This is a genomic window from Sedimentitalea xiamensis (assembly GCF_030164465.1).
Taxonomy (GTDB): Bacteria; Pseudomonadota; Alphaproteobacteria; order Rhodobacterales; family Rhodobacteraceae; genus Sedimentitalea; species Sedimentitalea xiamensis.
In genome coordinates, this window is sequence record NZ_JASNJE010000009.1 from 1 (window position 1) to 22,740 (window position 22,740).

Sequence of the window (22,740 nt, forward strand, 5' to 3'; positions counted from 1 at the left end):
GTCAGCCAGCCCGTGGGAAGTTGAAGATATCGTTGCCTTGATTGATGCGGCAGAGCCAGCACCGAAAAAGCGCGGCCCCTACAAGCCTCGCAAAAAAGATAATTCAAACTGACCCACTACCCAAAACCCCACCCCTGTTGACTTTCGTCAAGTCGCAATACCAGACTCACCTTTAAGCACGGAAGTGAACCCGCAACCGACGGATCTTTCGTGAAACCTGCCGATTCCCTTTGCACCGGACGCACCGCCCTGAAACGGCGGCGGCTTCTGTGCGCGCTGATCGGAATCATGGCCTTGGTCCTGCAAGTCTTTCCGCTGGCCTCCGCCCAGGCGTCGGGCAGCATGTGGGTCGAAATCTGTGGTGAATTCGGAGCGGAAACAGTGCTCCTGGATGTCTCGGCCGAGGACGGCGCGCCCGTGGCTCCGGAAAGTTGCGAGGATTGCTGCCCCTGCGTTCTCGGCGGTCCGGTGCCGATGGCCGTTCCGCAAGCCGCGGTCGTGGCTGTGACGGCACCCGGCGGCGCGGTCCGGCTTTATGGCGCCCAAGACGCCGATGTGCCGCAAGGCGCCGCCCGGTTCTGGCCAGACACGCGCGGCCCGCCGCTTTGGCAGTCAATCCCTAACTCATTGGATCTTCCCCTCATGGTCCCGACACGATTCTCGGCAGGGGGGGCGTGGTCTTGAAACGCGCTGCTTCCCTGTTCCTTTCCGCGATACTGCTTGCCGCCGCACTGGTCGGTCTGACCGCGCCCCGCGCCGATGCGGACACGCTCGCCAGTTTTCTCTCCGAACTTTCCCCGGCCGATCTTGCGCCGGAGGCCGAGGCTTTCGGGGCGATCCGCGACGATATTCCCGTCGCGCCCGTCCTGCGGGGCGGCGAGACGGTCGCCTGGGCCTTCCTGACCTCGGATTTCGTCGGCACCACCGGCTATTCCGGCAAGCCGATCCATGTGGTCGCGGCGATTTCGCCGGATGCGGTGCTGACCGGCGTGCAACTGGTCAAGCATTCCGAACCGATCGTTCTGATCGGCATCCCGAACTCGAAGATCGTGGCCCTGACGGAAGGCTATCGCGGCATGGATCTCGCGGCCGAGGCCGCCGCCGGCGGCGAGGCGCATGACCTGGACATCATCTCGGGCGCGACCGTCACCATCATGGTGATCGACGACAGCCTGGTGCGCGCCGGGATCAAGGTCGCCCGCGCGCTCAATCTCGGAGGGCTGGCCCCGGCGGACAGTGGCGGCCCGGCGCGCGAGATCGACATGGATCAGACGGACACGCGCGACTGGGTGACGCTTACCGGTGACGGGTCGGTCCGCAGGCTGGCGCTGGACGTGGGGCAGATCAACGCGGCGTTCGAGGAAACCGGCGACGAACGCGCCATCGCGCGGCCGGAATCCGGCGCGCCGGAAGACACCTATATCGACATGCACGCCGCTCTGGTCAGCGTGCCCGCGATCGGACTCAGCCTGCTGGGGCCGGAAGAATACGCCAACCTGACCGACCGGCTTCAACCGGGCGAACAGGCGCTGCTTCTCATGGCGCGGGGCAAGTATTCCTTCAAGGGATCGGGTTATGTGCGCGGCGGGTTGTTCGACCGGATCCAGTTGATCCAGGGTGACAACGCGGTGCGCTGGACCGACAAGCAGCACGAACGGCTGCGCACGCTCGCCGCGCCGGATGCCCCCAGTTTCACCGAGTTGGACATCTTCACGATTCCGGCCGATGCCGGGTTCGACCCGACCGAACCCTTCCGTGTCCAGTTGCTGGCGCAGCGGGCCATCGGCGCGGTGGAAAAGACCTTTCTGACCTTCGACCTTGGCTATGACCTGCCGGAGAAATACCTGCTGCCGCTGCCCAAATCCGGGCCGGCCGTGGTCGAGGACGACGGCGCCGAGGCCGCGGCGAAGACGGCGCTGTGGCAACGGATCTGGCGCGACCGGGTGGTGGAAATCGCCATTCTCCTCGCCATGCTGCTGACGCTGACCGGCATCTTCTTCTTCCAGTTCCAGGCCACCGCGAACGCGCGGGTTTTCTACTGGGTGCGCATCTCCTTCCTGACGATGAGCCTGTTCTTCATCGGCTGGTATGCCAATGCGCAACTGTCCGTTGTCAATCTGATGGCGCTCGCCGGTTCCCTGCGCACCGGCTTCACCTGGGATGCCTTCCTGCTCGACCCGCTGGTCTTCATCCAGTGGTTCGCCATCGCGGCCGCGCTGCTTTTCTGGGGACGGGGCGCCTATTGCGGCTGGCTCTGTCCGTTCGGCGCGTTGCAGGAACTCACCAACCAGATCGCCCGCGCTCTGAAAGTGCCGCAGTGGGAACTGCCCTGGAGCCTGCATGAACGTCTCTGGCCGATCAAGTACATGATCTTCCTGGGCCTCTTCGGCGTGTCGCTGGCGTCGATCCCGCTGGCCGAGAAACTGGCCGAGGTGGAGCCCTTCAAGACCGCGATCATCCTGAAATTCGTGCGCGACTGGCCCTTCGTCGTCTTCGCCGTGACTCTTCTGGTGATCGGTCTCTTCGTCGAACGGTTCTACTGCCGCTACCTCTGCCCGCTGGGCGGGGCGCTGGCGATCCCGGCGCGGATGCGGATGTTCGACTGGCTGCGCCGCTACAAGGAATGCGGCAGCCCGTGCCAGACCTGCGCCAACGAATGCCCTGTCCAGGCGATCCACCCGACGGGCGAGATCAACCCCAACGAATGCGTCAACTGCCTGCACTGCCAGGTGCTTTACCAGTCCGACGCGAAATGCCCGGTGGTGATCCGGCAATTGAAACGACGCGCCGCTGTCGGAAAGGTCAGCGACGACATTCTCAAGAAGGGCCCGCCCCCGAAGCTGGCCAAAACCTGAATCCCAGAAGGAGGAACAGATCATGTCAAAATCATTCAAGGAACTCGCCCTCACCCGGCGCGGTATGCTGGGCGCCACCGCGACCGGCGCGGTGCTGGCGGGAACCGGCATCGGCGGCGCGCTGCTGAACAGTTCGGGCACCGCGGCGCGGGCCGCCGGCAAGATCAATCTCGAACCCGGAGAGCTTGACGAATACTACGGCTTCTGGTCCTCGGGCCAGACCGGCGAGTTGCGCATCCTCGGCTTCCCGTCGATGCGGGAACTGATGCGGGTGCCGGTGTTCAACCGCTGCTCGGCCACCGGCTGGGGCCAGACCAACGAAAGCCTCAAGGTGCTGACCGAAGGGCTGCTGCCGGAAACCAAGGCATTCCTGGCCGCCAACGGCAAGACGACCTACGACAACGGCGACCTGCACCACCCGCACATGTCGTTCACCGACGGCACTTATGACGGGCGCTACCTGTTCATGAACGACAAGGCCAACACCCGCGTCGCCCGCGTGCGCTGCGACGTGATGAAATGCGACAAGATCATCGAGATCCCGAACGCGCATGACATCCACGGCATGCGTCCGCAGAAATACCCGCGCACCGGCTATGTCTTCGCCAATGGCGAACACGAGGCGCCGCTGGTCAACGACGGAACGATCCTCGACAAGCCCGAGGAATACGTGAACATCTTCACCGCCATCGACGGCGACGAGATGAAGGTCGCCTGGCAGGTGATCGTGTCGGGCAACCTCGACAACACCGACTGCGACTATCAGGGCAAATACGCCTTCTCGACCAGCTACAACTCGGAAATGGGCATGAACCTGGCCGAGATGACCGCCAACGAGATGGACCACTGCGTCGTCTTCAACATCAAGGCCATCGAAGAGGCCGTGGCCGCGGGCAATTTCCAGGAACTGAATGGCGTTCCGGTGGTCGACGGGCGCAAGAGCGCCAACAGCCAGTTCACCCGCTACATTCCGATCCCCAACAGCCCGCACGGCTGCAACACCGCGCCGGATGGCAAGCACGTGATGATCAACGGCAAGCTGTCGCCGACGGTTTCGGTGATCGACGTGACGAAGGTCGATGCGCTGTTTGACAGCGACGCCGACCCGCGGTCCTGTATCGTCGCCGAACCGCAGCTGGGTCTCGGCCCGCTCCACACCGCATTCGACGGTCAGGGCAACGCCTTCACGACGCTGTTCCTGGACAGCCAGATCGTCAAGTGGAACATCGACAAGGCCCTGCGCGCCTATGCCGGCGAAGACGTCGATCCGATCGAACAGAAGGTCGATGTGCATTACCAGCCGGGGCACAACTCGACCTCGATGGGCGAAACCAAGGAAGCCGACGGCAAGTGGCTGATCTCGATGAACAAGTTTTCCAAGGACCGGTTCCTCAACACGGGTCCGCTCAAGCCGGAGAACGAGCAGATCATCGACCTGTCCGAAAGCGAACTGCGTGTCGTGCATGACGGGCCGACCTTTGCCGAACCGCATGACAGCATCATCGTGCGCGCCGACATCGTGAACCCGGTCGATATCTGGGACCGCAACGATCCGATGTGGGAAGACGCCCGCAAGCAGGCCGAAGCCGATGGCGTCGATCTGGACTGGGGCCACGAGGAAATCATCCGGGACGGCAACAAGGTCCGGGTCTACATGTCCTCGGTCGCGCCGGAGTTCTCGATGGAGAAATTCACCGTGCAGCAGGGCGACGAAGTCACCATCTATGTCACCAACATGGATGACATCGACGACGTGACGCATGGCTTCTGCATGGCGAACTTCGGTGTCGCGATGGAGGTCGCGCCGCAGGCGACCGCCTCTGTCACCTTCATTGCCGCGCGGCCCGGCGTGCATTGGTATTACTGCCAGTGGTTCTGCCACGCGCTGCACATGGAAATGCGCGGCCGCATGCTCGTCGAACCGCGGGCAAGCTGACCATGCGCTGGCCCCTGACAATTGCGCTGGTTCTGACCGCCCTGCCGCTTTGGGCGGCAGAGTGGGACGTGCCGCTCAGGCCGGGGGCCATTGCCGAAACCCTGGGCCGGGCCGCGCCGGGCGATACGCTCGCCCTGCGGCCCGGCACCTATTCCGAAACCGTTGTCCTGGACAAACCGGTGACGCTGGACGGGCAGGGCCATGCCACGCTGGACGGAGGCGGGCAGGGCAGCGTTGTCACAGTCACCGTGCCGGGCGTGGTGGTGCAGGGGCTGACCATCACCGGCTCGGGATCGGATCACGAAACAATCGACTCTGGCGTGCAACTGAAAGAGGGCGCAACCGGCGCCGTCGTCCGTGACAACCTGTTGCTCGGCAATCTCTACGGGATCGACATCCACGGGGCGCGCGACGCGCTCGTGACCGGCAACCGTATCGAAGGACGGCAGGACCGCCGCATGAACGACCGTGGCAACGGCATCTATGTCTGGAACGCGCCGGGCGCGGTGGTCGACGGCAACGACGTGCGCTGGGGCCGCGACGGGATCTTCGTCAATTCCTCCAAGCGGAACGTCTTTACCGGCAACCGTTTCCGCGACCTGCGCTTCGCCGTGCACTACATGTATGCCAACCAGTCCGAAGTCAGCGGCAACGTCTCGATCGGCAACGATCTGGGCTATGCGGTGATGTTCTCCAAGCGGGTGAAAGTGATCGGCAACCTGTCGGTCAACGACCGTGAACACGGCATCATGATGAACTACACCAACAATTCCGAGATCAGCGGAAATCTTGTGCAGAACGGGCAGAACCGCTGTGCGTTCCTGTACAATTCGAACAAGAACAGCTTTTCGGGCAACCGGTTCGAGGGCTGCGACATCGGCATCCACTTCACCGCAGGGTCCGCGGACAACGAGATCACCGGCAATGCCTTTGTCGGCAACCGCACCCAGGTGAAATACGTCAGCACCCGATGGGACGAATGGTCCAGGGACGGAAAAGGCAATCACTGGAGCGACTTTGCCGCCTATGATCTGGACGGCAACGGAATCGCCGATGTGCCCTATCGCCCCAATGACGCGATGGATCATGTGCTCTGGACCCAGCCGGCCGCCAAGCTGCTGCTCGGCTCGCCCGCGGTGCAGCTCGTCCGCTGGTCGCAGGCGGCTTTTCCCGCGCTGCTGCCGGGGGGCGTCATGGACAGTTTCCCGTTGATGCGGCCCGCCCCGGTCGATGTGCCCGAGTTTGCAGGAGACCACAATGGCTGACTCCATCTTAAGCATTGAAAACGCCGGAAAATCCCGCGGCGCGCTGCGGGTTCTCGATGACGTTTCCCTGCGAGCGGAACCCGGCCAGCGCATTGCCCTTCTGGGTCATAACGGAGCCGGAAAATCGACGCTGATGAAAGCGGTGCTCGGCCTCACGACGCTGGATGACGGCGCGATCACGATCGATGGGGCGCGACCGGGAAGCGCCCATGCCCGCACCGTCACCGCTTATCTGCCCGAGGCGGTCGCGTTTCACAAATCGCTCACCGGGCGCGAGCAACTGACCTTGTTCGCACGTCTGGCCGACTGCCCCGTGGCGCAAGTCGCGGGCTATCTTAACCGGGTCGGCCTGGCCGGCGCGGCCGACCGGCGCATCGGCACCTATTCCAAGGGCATGCGCCAGCGGCTCGGCCTTGCCCAGGTGCTTCTGGGGCGCCCGAAACTGGCGCTTCTGGACGAACCGACATCCGGGCTCGACCCGATCTCGCGCCACGAACTCTATGCGATCATCGACGAAATGGCCGATCACGGCACCGCCGTCGTGATCGCCAGCCATACCCTGACGGAAGTCGAGGCCCGCACCGACCGCATCGCCATCCTGCGCGACGGACGATTGGTCGCCGACGACACGCTGGCCAACCTGAGCCTGCGCGCGGGTCTGCCGACGCGGCTGCGGGTCCGGGCACATGCCGACGCCGCCGACCGGATCGCCAGCGAGACCGGCGGCACGCGGGTCAACGGGGTCTCGGTCGACCTCCTTTGCACGCCGGACCGCAAGATGGCCGAATTGCGCCGCCTGTCCGCCATGGGCGAGGCGGTGGCCGACATCGAAATGCACCCGCCCCGGCTGGAAGATCTGTATCGCCATTATTCCAAGGGAGACGGCCAATGATCCGCCGCATCCTCGCCATCGCCCGGATCGAGGCGACCATCACCCGGCGCAACCGCTGGCTGTTGATGGCGACCGTCATCATGGTGCTGTTCGCGGTCGCGCTGACGCTTGCGGGCAGCGCCCCGACGGGTTCGCTGGGTGTCAACATGCTGACGGTTTCGGTCGCGTCCATGACCACCCTGTCGGTCTATCTCGCGCCCTTGCTGGCCCTGATGATGGCGTTTGATTCCATCGCCGGAGAGGCGGAACGCGGCGGGTTGGGCCTGCTCCTGTCCTATCCGGTCAGCCGGGCCGAGATCCTGCTGGGCAAGTTCCTGGCGCATCTGACAGCCCTGGGGTTTGCCATGACCATCGGTTTTGGCACCGCCGGGGCGCTGGCGGCGTTTTTCGGAGGGGTCGACGCCGCCAGTCTGATCGCCCTGCTGCGCCTCGTCCTGACCTCGATCCTGCTGGGTGCGGCCTTTCTTGCCCTTGGCTACATGCTGTCGGCGCTTGCGGGCAGCGCGACGGGCGCCGCTGGGCTCAGTGCGGGGCTGTGGCTGGTCTTCGTCGTGCTCTACGACCTCGGGTTGCTGGGGGCCGTGGTCTTTGACGCCGGCGGATGGTTCACGCAGCAGGTTTTCCCCTGGCTGATGGCGGCCAATCCGGCGGATGCCTTCCGGCTCTGGAACATCGCCGCATCCGACGGGGTCGCGATGGCAACCGGCCTTGGCGGTGCCGCCGCCGCGCTTCCGGCCTGGGTCGCGCCGGTGTCGCTGTCGGTCTGGCCTGCCCTCGGCCTGCTTCTGGCACGCCGTTTCTTCGCGAGGCTGGAGCCATGAGAACGCCCCTGATCCTCGCGCTCCTGCTCGTGGCGGCCTGCCGCGAAGACGTGGCCGACGCGCCGCCGCCGGCCAGCATGACCGAAGACGCCCTGAGTTTCTTCTGCCAGATGAACGTCTCCGAACACGGCGGTCCGAAGGGGCAGATCCATCTGGACGGCATGCCGGCGCCGCTGTTCTTTGCGCAGGTGCGCGACCTCGTCGCCTATCTGAAAAGCCCCGAGCGCAGTGCGGACATCGTGGCGATCTACGTGAGCGACATGGGGGTCGCGAAGGCGTGGAATGAGGTCGAACCTGACAACTGGATCGCCGCGCAAACCGCGCATTTCGTCGTAGACGCCGGCGTGAAGGGTGGCATGGGCGCGCCGGAAATCGTACCTTTCGCGGACGAGGCCGCCGCCCAGCGTTTCGTGCAGCGATACGGTGGCAGCATCGTTGAACTGGACAGAATTCCGGATGCCGCGGCCTTGGCACCGGTCGATCTTGATGCTCCGTTGGAGGACCCGGCATGACACCGAAACTGAACCGACGCCGTTTCCTGTCGATATCGGCAGCCACCGCGATGACGCTCTCGACCGGGGCGTCGGCCGCGCCTGTGGCCTACTGGACAGGCCACACGATGGGAGCGGGCGCTTCCATGAAACTCGCCGGTCTGACCGACGCCGAAGCCCGGCCCGTGTTCCGCGCCGTGGAACATGAGGCGGACCGGCTGGAACGGATATTCAGCCTGTATCGGCCGGATTCCCAGCTCGTGCAACTGAATGAAACCGGCCTCGTGCGTGCGCCAGCTCCGGAACTTCTGGACCTGCTGAGCCTGTGTGACCGGTTGAACCGTGCGACTGCGGGGGCTTTCGATCCGACGTTGCAGCCGATGTGGCTGTTGCGGGCAACCCGCGGCAGCGCCGCCACGGACCGGGAGATCGAGGCGGCGCAGTCGCTGGTCGGCTGGAACGGCGTGCGGTTCGACACGGAGGAGGCGCGGCTGGATCGCCCCGGTATGGCCCTGACCCTGAACGGGGTGGCGCAGGGCTATGTCACGGACCGGATCGGAGCCCTGCTGACCGAGCGCGGCCTGCGCAACGTGCTGATCGATTTCGGCGAAATCGTCGCGATGGGGCGCCGTCCGGACGGCATGCCCTGGCAGGCGGGGATCGCCGCGCCCGACGGCGAGATCGTCCAGCGCGTGGTTCTCAGGGACCGTGCCGTCGCAACGTCGTCCCCGGCCGGAACGATGCTGGTGCCCGCGGCCGGGATCGGCCACATTCTGGATCCGCGCAGCGCGGATGCCAAAGCGATCAACCGGCTGGTTTCGGTCTCTGCGCCGCAGGCGGCTGTCGCCGATGGCCTGTCGACCGCCGGGTGTCTGATGTCCCCGGCCGATTTGGCACATGCCATTGGAACCTTTCCGAATACTACGCTAGAAACACTGATATGATTCCTAGGAGGACCTCGAAAATGATCAAATCAATTCTTAGCTCGGCCACCATGCTCGTTGCGCTGTCCGCGCCGGTGTTTGCCGACGGAGACGCGGAAAAGGGTGAGAATGTCTTCAAGAAATGCAAGGCATGTCACGAAGTCGGCGCCGATGCGAAGAACAAGGTCGGTCCGACCCTGAACGGGATCGTCGGGGCCCCGGCGGCGCATCTGGGCGACGAGTTCAAGTATTCCGACGCGATGCTCGAAGCCGCGGCCGGCGGACTTGTCTGGGACGAAGACTCGCTGAAGGAATTCCTGGCCAAGCCCAAGGATTTCATGAAGGGCACCAAGATGTCGTTCGCGGGACTTCGCAAGGAAGACGACGTCGAAGACGTGATCGCCTATCTGCAGACCTTCCCGGCAGAATAAGGCCGGCCCCAGGACTGTGCGAACGCCCCGCCGGTTTCGGCGGGGCGTTTCATTTTGTGCCGTCCGCCTCGTCCATCAGGCCGCGCACCCAACGGGTCACGAGCCAATTGGCGGGCAGACCGAGCGGAATGCTCAGCAGCAGCGCGGTGGTTGGCGACAGGGCGGGCAATCCGATGGCCTGCCCCATCAGCCCCAGCATGAAAAGGTTGATCGCGACTGCTCCGGCGGTGAACACGTAGAGCAACAGGAACAGTTTGCCGAAGGACAGGCCGGATGGCGCGTCGGTCATGCCGCCTCCAGCCGCCGGGCTTCGGCGTGCAGGGCCTGGGCCACGAGGGCCGGGATCGCCGGATGGGTTCCGACCGGTGCCAGCCTCAGGCCCCGGAAATCGGCGAGATCGAGCGCTTCCGGGATGTCGTCGGTCACATGCCCGCCTTCGGCCGCGAAGAACGGCAGGCAGATGGACTGTTCGGGCAGATCGAAAACGATATCCCCGAGAAAGGGGCTTTCTTCGATATATCCGGTCCGCACGTCGGCAAAGGGCATGGCCGCCGTCAGCGCGTCGGTGAAACGCCGGGTATCGCGCGCCGAGTTCCGGCTCTTGCCAGAGCCATGAGAGGCCACGATCAGGGTGGTTTCACGGGCCTGCCAGCGTCTCGTCCGAAGTTCCTCCGCCAGCCAGTGGACTGCCAGATCCGGCAGGGACGGATCGGTTCCCAGAGGCGCAAGGATATGCGCCTGCGCGGCGCCAAGACGTTTGGGCAAGGTCGTCTGCGTGAACCAGCCGTCGGTCATGAACAACGGGTAGATCAGGGCGTCGCGCCCGACCTCGGCGACGGCGGCGTCCAGCGCCCCGTGCTTGGCGAGCGTCGCGCTGGCCAGCCGCCAGCCGGGCATCAGCGCGGCGACCCGCGCCGTCAGATCCGCCAGAGCGCGTTCCGCCGGATCCGGATCGGACGGCTGGCCGTGGCTGACGATGATCGCCGATCTAGTGGCTTGTGCCTTCAGAGAAGGTGATCTTGTTCCAGACATTGTATTTCCCGGATGGTTTGCGCATCGGCAGGCGGCGGACCTCTTCCAGCGTGGCGGCGTCATAGACGATCACCGCGCCGTCGTCCTCCCATACCGAAACAAGAGCATAGCGCCCGTCGCGGGTGAATTCCACATGCGCGACGGTTGCGCCGGGTTCCGGGCGTAGCGTCCTGACGATTTCAAGCGACTGCTTGTCGATGACGTGCATGGCATCCTTGTTCGGGCCGAAGAACACGTCGGCCCAGAAATAGGGGGAATCCTCGTGGCTGCGCAGGAAGAAACCCGGCCCTTCGGTTTCGATCGTTTTCAGCACCGTCCAGTCTGTCGTATCGATGATCGACAGCTTGCCTTCCTTCAGGTGGGGCGTGGCCATGACGCGGCGCCCGTCCAGTTCCCAGCTTATGCCGGACCCCAGATGCGGCATGCCGGGCAGGGGCAGTTCGGCGATTTCACGCCCGACGTTCAGGTTGACGACGACACCGCGCGCGCCGTCCCGCGCCGCCCCGATCAGGTGGCGGTAGTCATCGGTGAAAAAGAAGTCGTCCAGCGGTTCCGCGGTCTCGATCCTCCGGCGCGCAAACAGGCCTTCGGACGAAGGGATCGCCTCGATCATGTCCTTTTCCTGGCTGTGGATGAACCCTTCGTAGACGGGATCCGCATCGGGGTCGGTGGCGACTTCCCAGATCTCGGGCTGGTCCTTGAGCGCGAGAATGAAACTGTCCCGCTGCGGGGCCTGATAGACCGCGCTGACGCGGCTCTTGACGCCGGATTTGGAAATGACGGGCATCACCTTCTCCACGCTCAGATCGGCGGTGGACAGCAAGGTCAGCGTCATCGGCAGGTAGTTGGCCACCGCCAGATGCAGCCCGTCCTTGCTGATGGCGATATTGCGGCTGTTCAGTCCGGCGCGGACACGGCCGACCTGATGCAGCGACCAGATATCGTATTTCTGCACCCATCCGTCGCGGGACATTATGAAGACATAGCGTCCGTCGGGGCTGAATTTCGGCCCGCCGTGCACGGCAAAGGGCGTTTCGAACCGGTCGAGCACCTCGAAGGTATCGCCATCCAGCACGCTGACGTGGTGATCGCCGGTTTCCACGACCAGCGTGATGTTCATCGGGTCGGCATCGAAGGCCGGCGCCTGCGCTGCGCTGTAGTCGGGATCGAACCACAGGGTTTCCGCGATCTGCTCAGGCCCCCAGTCCGGCACCGAGTCGAGCGGCGTTTGCAGGTATTCGGCCAGGGCAGCGATGCGGTCCGCCCCGAGATCCTCGCCGAAGGCCGGCATCTGCGTCGCCGCCCGGCCCTGCGCGATCACGGATTCCAGGTTGGGTCCGCGCATCCGCCCCAGGGTTTCGGGGATGAGCGCCGGACCGGTGCCGCCCAGCCGCGTATCGCCATGACAGGACGCGCAGTTGTCGGCATAGTCCTGCGCGGGTTCCGCCGACGCCAGAGAGGCCAGAAGGACGAGGCTAGAGGCTGAAATCATGCGCCGGATCATGGCGTTTCCCCCGGAACGGTGTGACGGTCAGGCGTTCGGCCTCCTCGATGCCGATCTCCGCATTGGACAGGTAGCAGGCCGGGTCTTCGGCCCAGGGATCGCCGGTCAGTTGCAGCGCCCGGATGCGGGTGTTGCCGCCGCAGACAGACTGGAACGCGCAGGATCCGCAACGGCCCTTGAGCGGGCGCGGCCGGAGCCGCAACTGCGCCAGCATCGGATCGCCCCCTGTCCAGAGTTCGGAAAACGCGGTGTCCTTCACGCTGCCGATGGTGTAGTCGGACCAGTAGGTATCGGGATGCACCTTGCCCTGGTGGTCGATATTGGCGACGCCAAGCCCCGAGGAATTGCCGCCCCACGCTTCGAGATGGTCGCGCAGGTTGTCGAGCTTGTCCTGTTCGAACAGTCCGGCGGCCCAGTTCATCAGATAGACGGCGTCGGCGTCGTTGTTGCCGGTCACGATATCGAGCGGCCATCCCGTCCTCGCGTCGTTCCACGCCTTGTCGATGAGAATGTCCATGGCGCGGCGGGTATGGTCATGCACCGCGTCCTCGCCCCGGTTCTTGTCGCCCCGGCCGGCATAGACCAGGTGCGAGAGATAGAACTTGTCCACGCCTTCGTCGTCGCAAAGTTTCAGCAGGTCGGGCAACTGGCTTTCGTTGTCCCGTGTCAGCGTGAACCGCAGGCCGACCTTGATCCCCCGTTGCTTGCATTCGCGCACGCCGCGCACGGCATCGTCGAACGCACCGTCGACTCCGCGGAACCAGTCGTTCGTCTCGCCGATTCCGTCGATGGAAATGCCGACATAGTCGAATCCGATCTCCGCCACCCGGTCCGCCGTGTCACCATGAATCTTGGTGCCGTTGGTGGACAGCGCCAGCATCCGCACCAGCGGGCGGGCCTGCTTTGCGAGATCGAAGAAATCGAACCGGTCCAGCGGTTCCCCGCCCGACAGGATCAGGGCCGGGATGCCGAACCGGCCAAGGTCGTCCAGAGTCGCGACCGCCTGGTCGTGCGACAGCTCTCCGGGGAAATGCACGTCGGCCGAAACCGTATAGCAGTGGCGGCATTTCAGGTTGCAGCGGCGGGTCAGGTTCCAGATCACCACCGGTTTGACCCCACCGCTGCCGCGCCGGGTGCGCACCGGGGTCGGGTGGACAAGCTGGTGCATGTATTCGGACAGGCGGAACATCGCGCTAACCTTTCTGGCTGCGCAACCGCAGCCCGGTCTTTTTCAGAATGCGTGTGGAATAGAGAATGTCATGCCCCCGGCAGGCATCGCCCAGGAGCGCGGCGATCCCGACACGCTGGGCTTCGACATCCTCGCGGCTGCCGCCATGCAGCATGGCGAACAGGTTGTAGGGCCAGTCGGGCAGGGCGCGGGGCCGTTCGTAGCAATGGGTCACGCCATCCAGATTGCCGACCATCTGCCCGAGTTCGGCGACCCGGTCATCCGCCACGTCCCAGACCGACATGCCATTGGCGGTCATGCCAAGCTTGTAGTGATTTGGGGCAACCGCGATCCGGCGAATGACACCGCTGTCCTGCATCGCGCGCAACCGGTCGCACAGGGCTGCCTCTGTCAGGCCCAGTTCGGCGGCGATCCGGGCATAGGGCTCGGACACGAGCGGAAGTCCCGCCTGGGTGGCGGCGATGATCCGGCGGTCTGTGGCGTCGATCGTCATGCGGCGACTCGGAACCCGATGAAGAATTCTTGCAGTTTCGGAAAGCAGAGGACCTTCAGCCCCGTTTCCAGCTCGATCGCTTCGGCCACCTGGTCGATCTCCTCGCGCGTTTCCGTCGCCAGAACGAACCACATGTTGAGCCGATGCGTGCGTTCATAATTGTGCGCCACCTCGGGATGCGCATTGACTTTGGTCATGACGGTTTCGAAACGGTCTTCGGGAACCGCCATGGCGCAGAGGCAGAAGGCCCCGCCGATGGCGGCGGCGTCAAAGAACGGCCCGAACCGCGTGATCACGCGCGACTCCTTCATCCGGGCAAGCCTGTCCAGCAGGTCGGATTCCGCCAGCCCCAGTTCCTCGGCAACCATACGGTAGGGATGCGGAGCGATCGGAAATCCGTCCTGAAGGTGGTTCAGGATCCGGCAGTCGGTTTCATCCAGTGTCATGCGACTTCCTTTGCCGGCTCACTGACCAGCGCGCCGGTCTGTTTGAAACAATGCAGAGAGAACAGCGGGATATGCGGAACATCGGCGAATTCGGGCAGGGTGCAGACGCGGGTCAGAACATCCAGCGCGTCGGCGCGGCTGCGGGCGTGGATCATCGAATAGAGCCGGTAGGGCCAGAGACCCGCGACCGGCGTGCGTTCATAGCAAAGCGTGATGCCCGGCTGCGCCGCCAGCAGCGGACCGGCGGTGGTGATCTTGTCATGCGGCATGTCCCAGACCACCATCGCGTTGGACCGCCATCCCAGCGCCCTGTGGCGCACGATGACGCCCAGCCGCGCGATGATCGCCGCCTCGCTGAGAACAGCGATACGCGCCAGAACATCCGCCTCGGTCCGGTCGAGCGTCGCCGCCAGGGCCGCATAGGGGCGCGGAACCAGAGGCAGCCCGCGCGTCAGCGCCTGAAGGATCGGGCGGTCGCCGGGCTGGAACACCGAGGCATCGACCGGCCGTTTTGCACTCTGAGCGGTGCCGTTGCGCCGCAGCGCGAAGCCCAGATCGACATTGAAGGGACGCACGAGCTGCAGGTCCATCACCCGCAGGCCGGTGCGCGCCGAGATCCGGTTCAGCGTGTTGTTCACATGGGCGCGGTCGGGTCCGGTGGCCACGAACCACAGGTTCCAGTCGTGTTCGCGCAGATAGGAATGGTTGATTCCGGCTTCTGCCCCGATCAGCGCCGCGACATCCTCGATCCGGTCTTCGGGGGCGGAGACGGCGGCGAGCGTGCTGGCCGAGACCGCATTGGGCGCGCAGGTGGCGCCGACGCGGGTGATCCGTCCGTTGTCCCGTTGGGTTTCCAGTCGTTCGATGACGTCGGATTCGGTCAGGCCGAGGGTTTCGGCGACCTTCAGAAAGGGGCGTTGCGTGATCGGGAAATCGCGCTGCCAGTCATCCAGAAGAGACTGCGTGATCCTGTCGGTGACACCATCCATGGCCTACATCCCCGTCCTGTGCGCCCGTGCGGTAAAAAAGATGCCGGACGGGCTCTCGGCGTCGATCTCGCTGAGCTTCTCGAAGGTCTGGGTGTCATAGACCATGACCTTTCCGGCGTCGCGCACCGAAAGCCAGACCTCGCGCCCGCGCGGGGTGAATTCCATGTGCAGGACGCCGGGGCCGGGCTTGAATTCATGGACGACCTGTTTCGTGACGCTGTCGATCACCTGGATCGTGTCGTTCAGCGGATGCGCGAAATTCACCCAGACATGCCGCCCGTCGGGGCGCGACATGGCAAAGACCGGCTGGCCGTAGGTTTCGGTGCGTCCGGTTTCCGTCAGGCTTCGCGCATCGACCCACAGGACCTCGTGTTGGCCGACGGCGGGCAGGACGAACTCGCCCCCCGCCTGCGCCCAGCCCTCGAGGTGCGGCATCTTGTAGACCGGCAGGCCCTCGCGGCCTTTCGCATAACCATCCAGGATGGGTTTCGGTTCCGGCTGCGGCTGCCACAGATCCAGCGCCGTCAGGTGGTCGTCGCCGAACAGGCCGGCGATATAGGTCCGCCCGTCGCCGGTGACGAGCGCGTCATAGGGATTGCTGCCCATGCCCGGAATCCGGGTGATCCCGGGAGTCTCGCCGGACATGTCGGCGATCCAGGTTTCGCCTTCGTCCCACAGGCTGAACACGAATTTCGTGCCCGGAATGTCGACAAGGCCGATGGTTTTTGACCCGGTGGGAATATCCGCCACCATGTCCAGCGTGTCGGCATCGAAGATCCGGACGCCGCCGGGTTCGTAGTTCGACACGGCGACAAAGCGTCCGTCGTCGGAAATCGCGCCGCCGATCGAATTGCCGGCCTGCATGACGCGGTTGACCACGGACTGTTCCAGAATGTCGACCTTGGTCAGCCCGCCGTCGCGTCCGAATACATAGGCGAACCGTTCATCGGGCGAATAGACCAGCGAGGCGTGCGACAGGTCGCCCAGCCCGGTGATGCGCCCGATCCGGGCGCGGTCGGACTGATCCACGACCAGAAGCGACCCGCTGGCCCGTTCGACGATCAGGCCAAGGTCCCCCGTCGGTTGCGCCAGGCTTGGCCCGGCGAGCGTCAGGCCGGTCAGTGCCGCGAGAAATAACCGTTTCATTCGGTTCCTCCGCTCAAGAGATAGGTAACCATCCAATCGACCTCTGCCTCGGTCAGAAGGGGACGCCAGGGCGGCATGGCGGTGCCGGGAATGCCGTCGAGGATGACGGCGGACAGGGATTGCGGATCGTAGTGGGACAGCGCCTCGGGCCGGATATCCGGCCCCAACCCGCCCTTGAGCGTCAGCCCGTGGCACGAGCCGCAGTCCTGCTGCACCAGCTGCGCCAGCGCCGGACCATTGACCGGCGCGGTGTCCGCGGCCATCGCGGCGCCGGTCAGGGACAGGTAGAGCAGGATCTTATTCACCGGCCGCCACGGCAGGCGGGTGCCGTTCCTCGTGGATGGGGGCGTTCCCGGCCCGATACAGCGATACGACGCGGCCGATGACGAAAAGGACCGGAGCCGGCATCGGTGTCGCCTGGATGTCCACTCCGATCTGGTCGAGTCGCGACACGATCCGGCGTTCGCGCGGCGTGGTGGCCGAACAGATCGCCATGACCGGCAACGCGGCCGGCATGCCGTTTCGCATCAGGTTCAGGGAAATTTCGGAGATGTTCGCCGCGCCCATGTAGACCACGAGCGTCGTGTCGGGATCGGCGAGGCTGGCCCAGTCCAGATCGAGCGACTGGTCCGCGGCGCGATGTCCGGTGACATAGCGCACGCCTGTCGCCAGGCCGCGATGGGTGAGCGGCACGCCGGTCGCGGAGGCCATGCCCTGCGCCGCGGTGATGCCTGGGGCGTATTCGACCGCGATGCCGCGGTCCGCCAGATACGCGGCCTCTTCGCTGCCGCGGCCAAAGATCAGCGGGTCGCCGCCCTTGAGACGGGCGACGGTGAGCCCCTGGGCGGCCAGTTCGGCGAGGATTTCGTTGATCCGGTCCTGCGGGACCGCATGGCACTTCGGGGCCTTTCCGACCGGGATCATCTGCGCGCCGGCGGGCGACAATCCAAGGATTTCGGGCGACACGAGACGGTCGTAGACCACCGCATCCGCCTGGTTGAGCATGCGAACCGCACGCAGGGTCAGCAGGTCGGCGTCGCCGGGTCCGGCTCCAATCAGAAAAACTTTGCCTGTGGACGACATGTGCTGGCTCCTGTTTCTGGCTCGCAACGGGTCTCGGGAAAATCCGGAGGCCGGATCACGGCCCCCGGAATGCGCAGGTCAGTAGACGTCGGAGCGGGTGTTGTAGACGTTGAACTTGCCGGTCGGCGTGATCAGGCGTTCGTCCTTGATCACGTGTTTCAGTTCCAGCGTCTTGTCGTCCACCACCACGATGGCCGATTCCAGGTCCTTGGCATTCCAGACCGAGAACCAGATCTCGTTGCCGGCCTGGTTGAATTCACCTTGCACAACACGCGGCTGTCCTTCGGCGATTCCGGCCCATTCGACGATCGGCAGAACCGTGAACTCGGGCTCCTCGTTTGCCAGGTCGGCAACCTTGAACACGGCCACCGATCCGGAGACTTCGGCATCCGGGTTCAGCGTGGCATCGACATAGAGATGCTCCGATTCCGGGTGGGTCTTGACGAACAGCGAACCGCCGCCGAGGCCATAGATCTGCTGCACCATCTTCCAGGCATGCTCGGGGTGGCCTTCAGGATCGGTCCCGATTAGTGCAACGGTGTCGTCGCCAAGGTGCGACGTTGCCCAGACCGGCCCAAAGGTCGGGTGCATGATGTTGGCGCCGCGGCCCGGATGAGGCGTTTGGCCTTCGGTTTCGACCACGGCAACCAGCTTGCTTTCCTTGGTATCGACCACGGCGACCTTGCCGCGAGCGTTTGCTGCGGTCAGGAAGTACCGCTGGGTGCTGTCCAGACCGCCGTCATGCAAGAATCGCTCGGCGTTGATCTCGGTGACTTTCAACGCTTCGATGTCGGAGTAATCCACCATCAGGATCTTGCCGGTTTCCTTGACGTTGACCAGGAACTCGGGCTTGTAATGCGATCCGAGGATCGCCGCGACGCGCGGTTCCGGGTGGTAGGTCTGTTCGTCATAGGTCATGCCGCGGGTCGACTTGATCCGCAGGGGTTCCAGCGTGTCACCGTCCATGATCACGAATTGCGGGGGCCAATAGGCGCCGGCGATGGCGTACTTGTCCTCGAATCCCTCAAACTTGCTGGTCTCGACCGACCGTGCTTCGGCACCGATCTTGATTTCGGCGACCGTGTCGGGGCTTTCCATCCAGAGGTCGATCATGTTGACCTTGGCATCGCGGCCGATCACGAAAAGATAGCGTCCCGAAGCGGAAATCCGGCTGATGTGGACCGCATAGCCCGTCTTGATGACCTTCTTGATCTCGTAGGTGCTCCCGTCGATCAGGGCGATTTCGCCTGAATCGCGAAGCGTGACCGAGAACAGGTTGTCCAGATCCCAGTCGTTCATCTTTTCGGTCGGACGATCTTCGGGGGCGACGTGCACTTGCCATGTTTCGCGCATCTCGCTCATGCCGAATTCCGGCGGCGCCGGCGGCTCGAGCAGAACATAGCGTGCCATCATGTCCACATCCTCCTCGGACAGGTCGCCCGAGGTGCCCCAGTTCGGCATCCCGGCCGGCGAACCGTAGGTGATGAAGTCGCGCAGGTATTCATAGCCGTTGGCGCGGGTCACGTCGGGGGTCAGCGCCTTGCCGGTCGCGCCCTTGCGCAGCACGCCGTGGCAGCCTGCGCAGCGTTCGAAATAGATCTTGGTGGACCTCTGGAACTCTTCGTCGGTCATGACCGGATCGTCAGGCTTGCGGCCTGGAATCTCGACCCGGATTTCGCCGAGGGTTGTCATGGACGGCACATACATGTCGGCCGGACTATCGGCGTGGTCCTTTGGCTTGTCCTGGGCCGATACGCCGGTCACGGCAAGGCCCAGTGCGACAGCAGCGCTTGTCAGAAGCGATGCGCGCCGGATGGCTGATGTGGATTTCATAACGAATACTCCGTTCGCTGGTGAGGCAAGGAAGACCCTGACGCCAAATCGCGGGCCCATCCTTGACTTTCGTTAAGGCTCTCCCGGCGAGAGAGCGCGACAAAGGGTCATGGTTCGCTTGGTCCTGATCCGCGGTGTCACCGTCGCGCTCATCATGCTCATATGTGGCGTCGCCTGGCCAGTCATGGCGCAGGCGATCCGGCCCGCGTCGGAAAATCGCATCGCTCCGGCCGAACCAACGCCCGAAATAGCGGCAGAAATCTTCGGACTGGACGCCGCGCCGGTGCTGATCCGCGAAGAAGGCGATGTGCCGGGCTGGTCGGTGCAAGGCCAGGACGGTCTCCTGGGGTATGTCGCGTCGACCTGGGAAATCGCGCGGTCGGTCGGCTATTCCGGCCGCCCGCTGGATGTCCTCGTGGCCATCGACCTCGATGGCCGGCTGATCGGCGCGCGATTGATGCGTCACAGCGAACCGATCCTGACGCTCGGCCTTTCGGATGCGGACATTGCCCGGTTCGTGGGCGGGTTCGCCGGGATCGACCTGACAAATCCGGGTGGAGCCGGTTCCGGACCGGACATGCCGGACATCATTTCGCGGGCGACTGTATCGACCGGGGTGATCCGGGATTCGATTCTTCGCACGGCGCGCACCCTGGCGATCGGTCGCGGGCTGATTGCGGGCGGCGGGATCGACCGTGTCGGGTTCGAACCCGCCACATGGGCAGCGCTTCAGGCAGGGGGAGCCCTTTCGCACCGCCGCGTATCGATGGACGAGGCGCGGGCGCAATTGCCTGGCGCCAGGCCGCCGCTCCCCGAGGGAGACGATGCCTTCGTCGAACTGTGGGCCGGGCTGGCCGACCCGCCCACGATCGGGCGCAATATCCTGGGACAGCAGCAATTTTCCCATGCGGTGGGGGTCCTGGGACCCGATGAAGTGGTGCTGTTCGTCGCGTCGCGCGGGCTGTATTCGCACCGGGGTACGGACTGGCGGCGCAGCGGTGTCTTTGACCGGCTGACGGTGGTGCAGGGGGCCTTGCGGCTGCCGCTGGCCGACGACGGCTACATCCGGATCGACAAGCTGCCGCTGGCGGATGCGCCGGATCTGAAGGAACGCAGCCTGTTCCGGCTGGGCGGACCCGGTTTCGACCCGACCAAGCCCTTCGTTCTGGAACTGACGGCGTCGCGAACCACCGACAGCGGCGAAGACGTGTCTTTCGTCCTCTCGCTGCCATATGCCTTGCCCGACGCCTTTATCGTCGCGCCGCCGCCGGAACCCGCCCCGCTGTGGCAACAGTCCTGGCAAGACAAGAAATACGCCGTTCTCAGCGTGGCCGCGATGCAGGTGCTTCTGACCCTGATCCTGTTGTTCCAGGAAAGCCTCGTGCGGCGGCCGAAGCTCTGGCGGCGGGTGCGCACGGGATTCCTGACGGTCACGCTGGTCTGGCTTGGCTGGGGGCTGAACGGGCAGTTGTCGGTTGTGCAGGTGGTGGCGTTCCTGCAATCTCTCCTCACCGGCTTTCACTGGGAAACGTTCCTGATCGAACCGGTCATTTTCACGCTCTGGGCCGGGGTCGCACTGGGGCTGCTGTTCTGGGGGCGCGGGGTGTTCTGCGGCTGGCTGTGCCCGTTCGGAGCGCTTCAGGAGCTTGCGAACCAACTGGCGCAGAAGCTGGGCGTGCGCCAGATCGCCGTGCCGCATGCGCTGCACGAGCGGCTGTGGATCATCAAGTACTCGCTGTTCATGGCGATCCTGGCGCTGTCCTTCTATTCGATGAAGGACGCGTTGATCCTTGCCGAGGCCGAGCCTTTCAAGACCGCGATCTCGATGCGGATGATGCGGGCCTGGCCCTTCGTCCTGTTCGTGCTGGCGCTTTTGGCGGCGGGCCTGTTCATCGAGCGTTTCTATTGCCGATACATGTGCCCGCTGGGCGCGGCGCTGGCGATACCGGCGAAGCTGAAGATCTTTGACTGGCTGCATCGGCGGCCGCAATGCGGGCGCGAATGCCGGCTCTGCGAAACCAAGTGCACCGTCGGCGCGATCGACCCGCTGGGCCGCATCAACCCGAATGAATGCGTGATGTGCCTGCGCTGCCAGGTGGTGATGAATGACGACAACACCTGCCCGGTCCTGAAGCGCCGCAAACGCCAGCCGGCGCCGGAAACGGCGGCCTCGTGATGGAGGGCTTCAAGCGCCTGTTCGGGGACGGGTTCCGGGCCTTTTTCATGGCGGCGGGGATTTTCGCCGTCGCCGCCGTCCTGGTCTGGGAGATCTGGCTGGGAACCCAGCTTTCGGACTCGACAGCGATTGCGCTGCCCGTCGCGATACCCGCTGCGCAATGGCATGCGCATGAAATGATCTTTGGCTATGCCGGCGCGGCGATCGGCGGTTTCCTGATGACCGCGGTGCCGACCTGGACCGGCAGCGCGGCCGATGCGCGCCGCTTCATCGTTGTCGCGGTGATGGTATGGCTTGCCGGTCGGATCGCGGTCGCGACATCGGGTGTCCTGCCGCCGGTTCTGGTCGCCGTCGTCGATCTGGCGTTCCAGCCGCTGGTCGCGGCGCGGATCGCGGCGCAGCTCGTCAAGCGCCCGAAACCACAGAACCTGATGTTTCTCCTTTTCGTCACGCTGCTCTGGACGAGCAACCTGCTGGTGCACCTGGAATGGACCGGTGCGACGCAGGGAACGCTGTTTCCCGGCCTGCGTGCCGGTCTGCTGTCGCTCTGCGCGATGATTTCCGTCCTGGGCGGCCGAGTGACGCCGGGTTTCACCCGCAATGCGATGAAGCGCGACGGGGTGGACGAAAGCCTGTGGCCGCATCCGCCCCGCGCCGCCGCGCCCATCGCCAACGGCCTTACGGTCCTGATCCCGTTCCTGCTGCTCATTGGCGCTCCCGATCGGATCGTGGGCGTCGCGGCGCTGGCTGCGGGGATTGCGCAGCTTGTGCGGTTGTCCTGCTGGCGGTCGGCCTGGACCTGGCGCAGCCCGATCCTCGCCGCGCTGCACCTGTCGATGCTGATGCTGGGCGTCGGGCTTGCGCTCTGGGGGGGCGGATACATGGGGCTGGCGGACGAAGTGGCGGGCCTGCATGTTCTGGGCATCGGCGCTGTCGGCGGCATGACCCTGGCGGTGATGAGCCGCGCCATTCTCGGTCACACCGGCCGCGCGCTGGTGGCGCCCGGACCGGTCGCGGTCGCCTATGGGCTGATCGCCCTGTCCGCGGTCTGCCGCTGGTTCGGTTCATACCTGGCCGGGACAGGATATCTCGCGATGATGCTGGCGAGCGGCGCCATCTGGATCACCGCCTTCGCGCTGTTCCTGCTGGCGCTGGGTCCGGCGATGCTGGCGCCGCGCCTGGCGCGGCAGTCACCCTGAACGTCTTTTTTGCACGATTGTCGCAAAACTTGACTT

22 protein-coding genes and 1 pseudogene are annotated in these 22,740 nt (G+C 64.8%); 12 read left to right on the plus strand and 11 right to left on the minus strand.

Annotated features, from left to right (window positions below):
• The 10 genes and pseudogenes from QO034_RS23445 to QO034_RS09385 all read left to right on the plus strand — a co-directional run.
• Window positions 1-112 (plus strand): annotated as a pseudogene (locus QO034_RS23445) (IS1 family transposase); the annotation flags it as partial.
• Window positions 113-210: 98 nt separating this feature from the next.
• Entirely contained in the window at window positions 211-684 is a 474-nt protein-coding gene (locus QO034_RS09345) for a hypothetical protein (protein ID WP_284485257.1), read from the plus strand.
• Complete coding sequence (locus tag QO034_RS09350; RefSeq protein ID WP_284485258.1) at window positions 675-2,855, plus strand: NosR/NirI family protein; 2,181 nt, start codon at window positions 675-677, stop codon at window positions 2,853-2,855. The genes QO034_RS09345 and QO034_RS09350 overlap by 10 nt, the downstream gene beginning before the upstream one ends.
• Before the next feature lie 22 nt (window positions 2,856-2,877).
• A complete protein-coding gene (gene nosZ / locus QO034_RS09355; protein WP_284485259.1) occupies window positions 2,878-4,791 on the plus strand; it encodes a TAT-dependent nitrous-oxide reductase in 1,914 nt (637 codons plus the stop codon).
• Window positions 4,792-4,793: 2 nt separating this feature from the next.
• Window positions 4,794-6,056 (plus strand): nitrous oxide reductase family maturation protein NosD, encoded by a 1,263-nt coding sequence (locus QO034_RS09360; protein WP_284485260.1) that lies wholly within the window; start codon window positions 4,794-4,796, stop codon window positions 6,054-6,056.
• Window positions 6,049-6,948: an ABC transporter ATP-binding protein gene (locus QO034_RS09365; RefSeq protein WP_284485261.1), complete on the plus strand. Its 900-nt coding sequence runs from the start codon at window positions 6,049-6,051 to the stop codon at window positions 6,946-6,948. Before QO034_RS09360 ends, QO034_RS09365 begins: the two co-directional genes overlap by 8 nt.
• Window positions 6,948-7,769 carry an ABC transporter permease gene (locus tag QO034_RS09370; RefSeq protein ID WP_284485393.1) on the plus strand — a complete coding sequence of 274 codons (822 nt, stop codon included), beginning with the start codon at window positions 6,948-6,950 and terminating at the stop codon, window positions 7,767-7,769. The genes QO034_RS09365 and QO034_RS09370 overlap by 1 nt, the downstream gene beginning before the upstream one ends.
• Complete coding sequence (locus QO034_RS09375) at window positions 7,766-8,281, plus strand: nitrous oxide reductase accessory protein NosL (RefSeq protein WP_284485262.1); 516 nt, start codon at window positions 7,766-7,768, stop codon at window positions 8,279-8,281. Before QO034_RS09370 ends, QO034_RS09375 begins: the two co-directional genes overlap by 4 nt.
• Entirely contained in the window at window positions 8,278-9,204 is a 927-nt protein-coding gene (locus QO034_RS09380) for an FAD:protein FMN transferase (RefSeq protein ID WP_284485263.1), read from the plus strand. Before QO034_RS09375 ends, QO034_RS09380 begins: the two co-directional genes overlap by 4 nt.
• Before the next feature lie 20 nt (window positions 9,205-9,224).
• On the plus strand, window positions 9,225-9,614 hold the full coding sequence (locus QO034_RS09385; protein ID WP_284485264.1) for a c-type cytochrome: 390 nt from the start codon (window positions 9,225-9,227) through the stop codon (window positions 9,612-9,614).
• Window positions 9,615-9,663: 49 nt separating this feature from the next.
• Here the strand turns inward: QO034_RS09385 and QO034_RS09390 are convergent, their stop codons facing one another.
• From QO034_RS09390 to QO034_RS09440, 11 genes are all read right to left on the minus strand, one after another.
• On the minus strand, window positions 9,664-9,903 hold the full coding sequence (locus QO034_RS09390) for a hypothetical protein (RefSeq protein ID WP_284485265.1): 240 nt from the start codon (window positions 9,901-9,903) through the stop codon (window positions 9,664-9,666).
• Window positions 9,900-10,646, minus strand: coding sequence for a CbiX/SirB N-terminal domain-containing protein (locus QO034_RS09395; protein ID WP_284485266.1), 747 nt, complete (start codon window positions 10,644-10,646; stop codon window positions 9,900-9,902). The genes QO034_RS09390 and QO034_RS09395 overlap by 4 nt, the downstream gene beginning before the upstream one ends.
• Entirely contained in the window at window positions 10,603-12,150 is a 1,548-nt protein-coding gene (locus QO034_RS09400; RefSeq protein ID WP_284485267.1) for a nitrite reductase, read from the minus strand. Before QO034_RS09400 ends, QO034_RS09395 begins: the two co-directional genes overlap by 44 nt.
• A complete protein-coding gene (gene nirJ, locus QO034_RS09405) occupies window positions 12,122-13,339 on the minus strand; it encodes a heme d1 biosynthesis radical SAM protein NirJ (protein WP_284485268.1) in 1,218 nt (405 codons plus the stop codon). The genes QO034_RS09400 and nirJ overlap by 29 nt, the downstream gene beginning before the upstream one ends.
• Before the next feature lie 4 nt (window positions 13,340-13,343).
• Window positions 13,344-13,832, minus strand: a complete 489-nt coding sequence (gene ahbB / locus QO034_RS09410) for a siroheme decarboxylase subunit beta (RefSeq protein WP_284485269.1) — start codon at window positions 13,830-13,832, stop codon at window positions 13,344-13,346.
• The gene (locus QO034_RS09415; protein ID WP_284485270.1) at window positions 13,829-14,278 is read right to left on the minus strand and encodes an Lrp/AsnC family transcriptional regulator; all 450 of its coding nucleotides are present in this window, start codon (window positions 14,276-14,278) and stop codon (window positions 13,829-13,831) included. The genes ahbB (QO034_RS09410) and QO034_RS09415 overlap by 4 nt, the downstream gene beginning before the upstream one ends.
• Entirely contained in the window at window positions 14,275-15,267 is a 993-nt protein-coding gene (ahbB, locus tag QO034_RS09420) for a siroheme decarboxylase subunit beta (protein ID WP_284485271.1), read from the minus strand. Before ahbB (QO034_RS09420) ends, QO034_RS09415 begins: the two co-directional genes overlap by 4 nt.
• Before the next feature lie 3 nt (window positions 15,268-15,270).
• A complete protein-coding gene (locus tag QO034_RS09425; RefSeq protein WP_284485272.1) occupies window positions 15,271-16,413 on the minus strand; it encodes a cytochrome D1 domain-containing protein in 1,143 nt (380 codons plus the stop codon).
• Entirely contained in the window at window positions 16,410-16,676 is a 267-nt protein-coding gene (locus tag QO034_RS09430) for a c-type cytochrome (protein ID WP_284485394.1), read from the minus strand. The genes QO034_RS09425 and QO034_RS09430 overlap by 4 nt, the downstream gene beginning before the upstream one ends.
• A gap of 34 nt (window positions 16,677-16,710) precedes the next feature.
• Window positions 16,711-17,496, minus strand: coding sequence for a uroporphyrinogen-III C-methyltransferase (gene cobA / locus QO034_RS09435; protein ID WP_284485273.1), 786 nt, complete (start codon window positions 17,494-17,496; stop codon window positions 16,711-16,713).
• 78 nt (window positions 17,497-17,574) lie between these two features.
• Entirely contained in the window at window positions 17,575-19,329 is a 1,755-nt protein-coding gene (locus tag QO034_RS09440) for a nitrite reductase (protein ID WP_284485274.1), read from the minus strand.
• Between the two features lie 109 nt (window positions 19,330-19,438).
• On the opposite strand from QO034_RS09440, the gene QO034_RS09445 reads away from it, so the two are divergent.
• A complete protein-coding gene (locus QO034_RS09445) occupies window positions 19,439-21,505 on the plus strand; it encodes a NosR/NirI family protein (protein WP_284485275.1) in 2,067 nt (688 codons plus the stop codon).
• On the plus strand, window positions 21,505-22,704 hold the full coding sequence (locus QO034_RS09450) for an NnrS family protein (RefSeq protein WP_284485276.1): 1,200 nt from the start codon (window positions 21,505-21,507) through the stop codon (window positions 22,702-22,704). Before QO034_RS09445 ends, QO034_RS09450 begins: the two co-directional genes overlap by 1 nt.
• Window positions 22,705-22,740 lie beyond the last annotated feature (36 nt).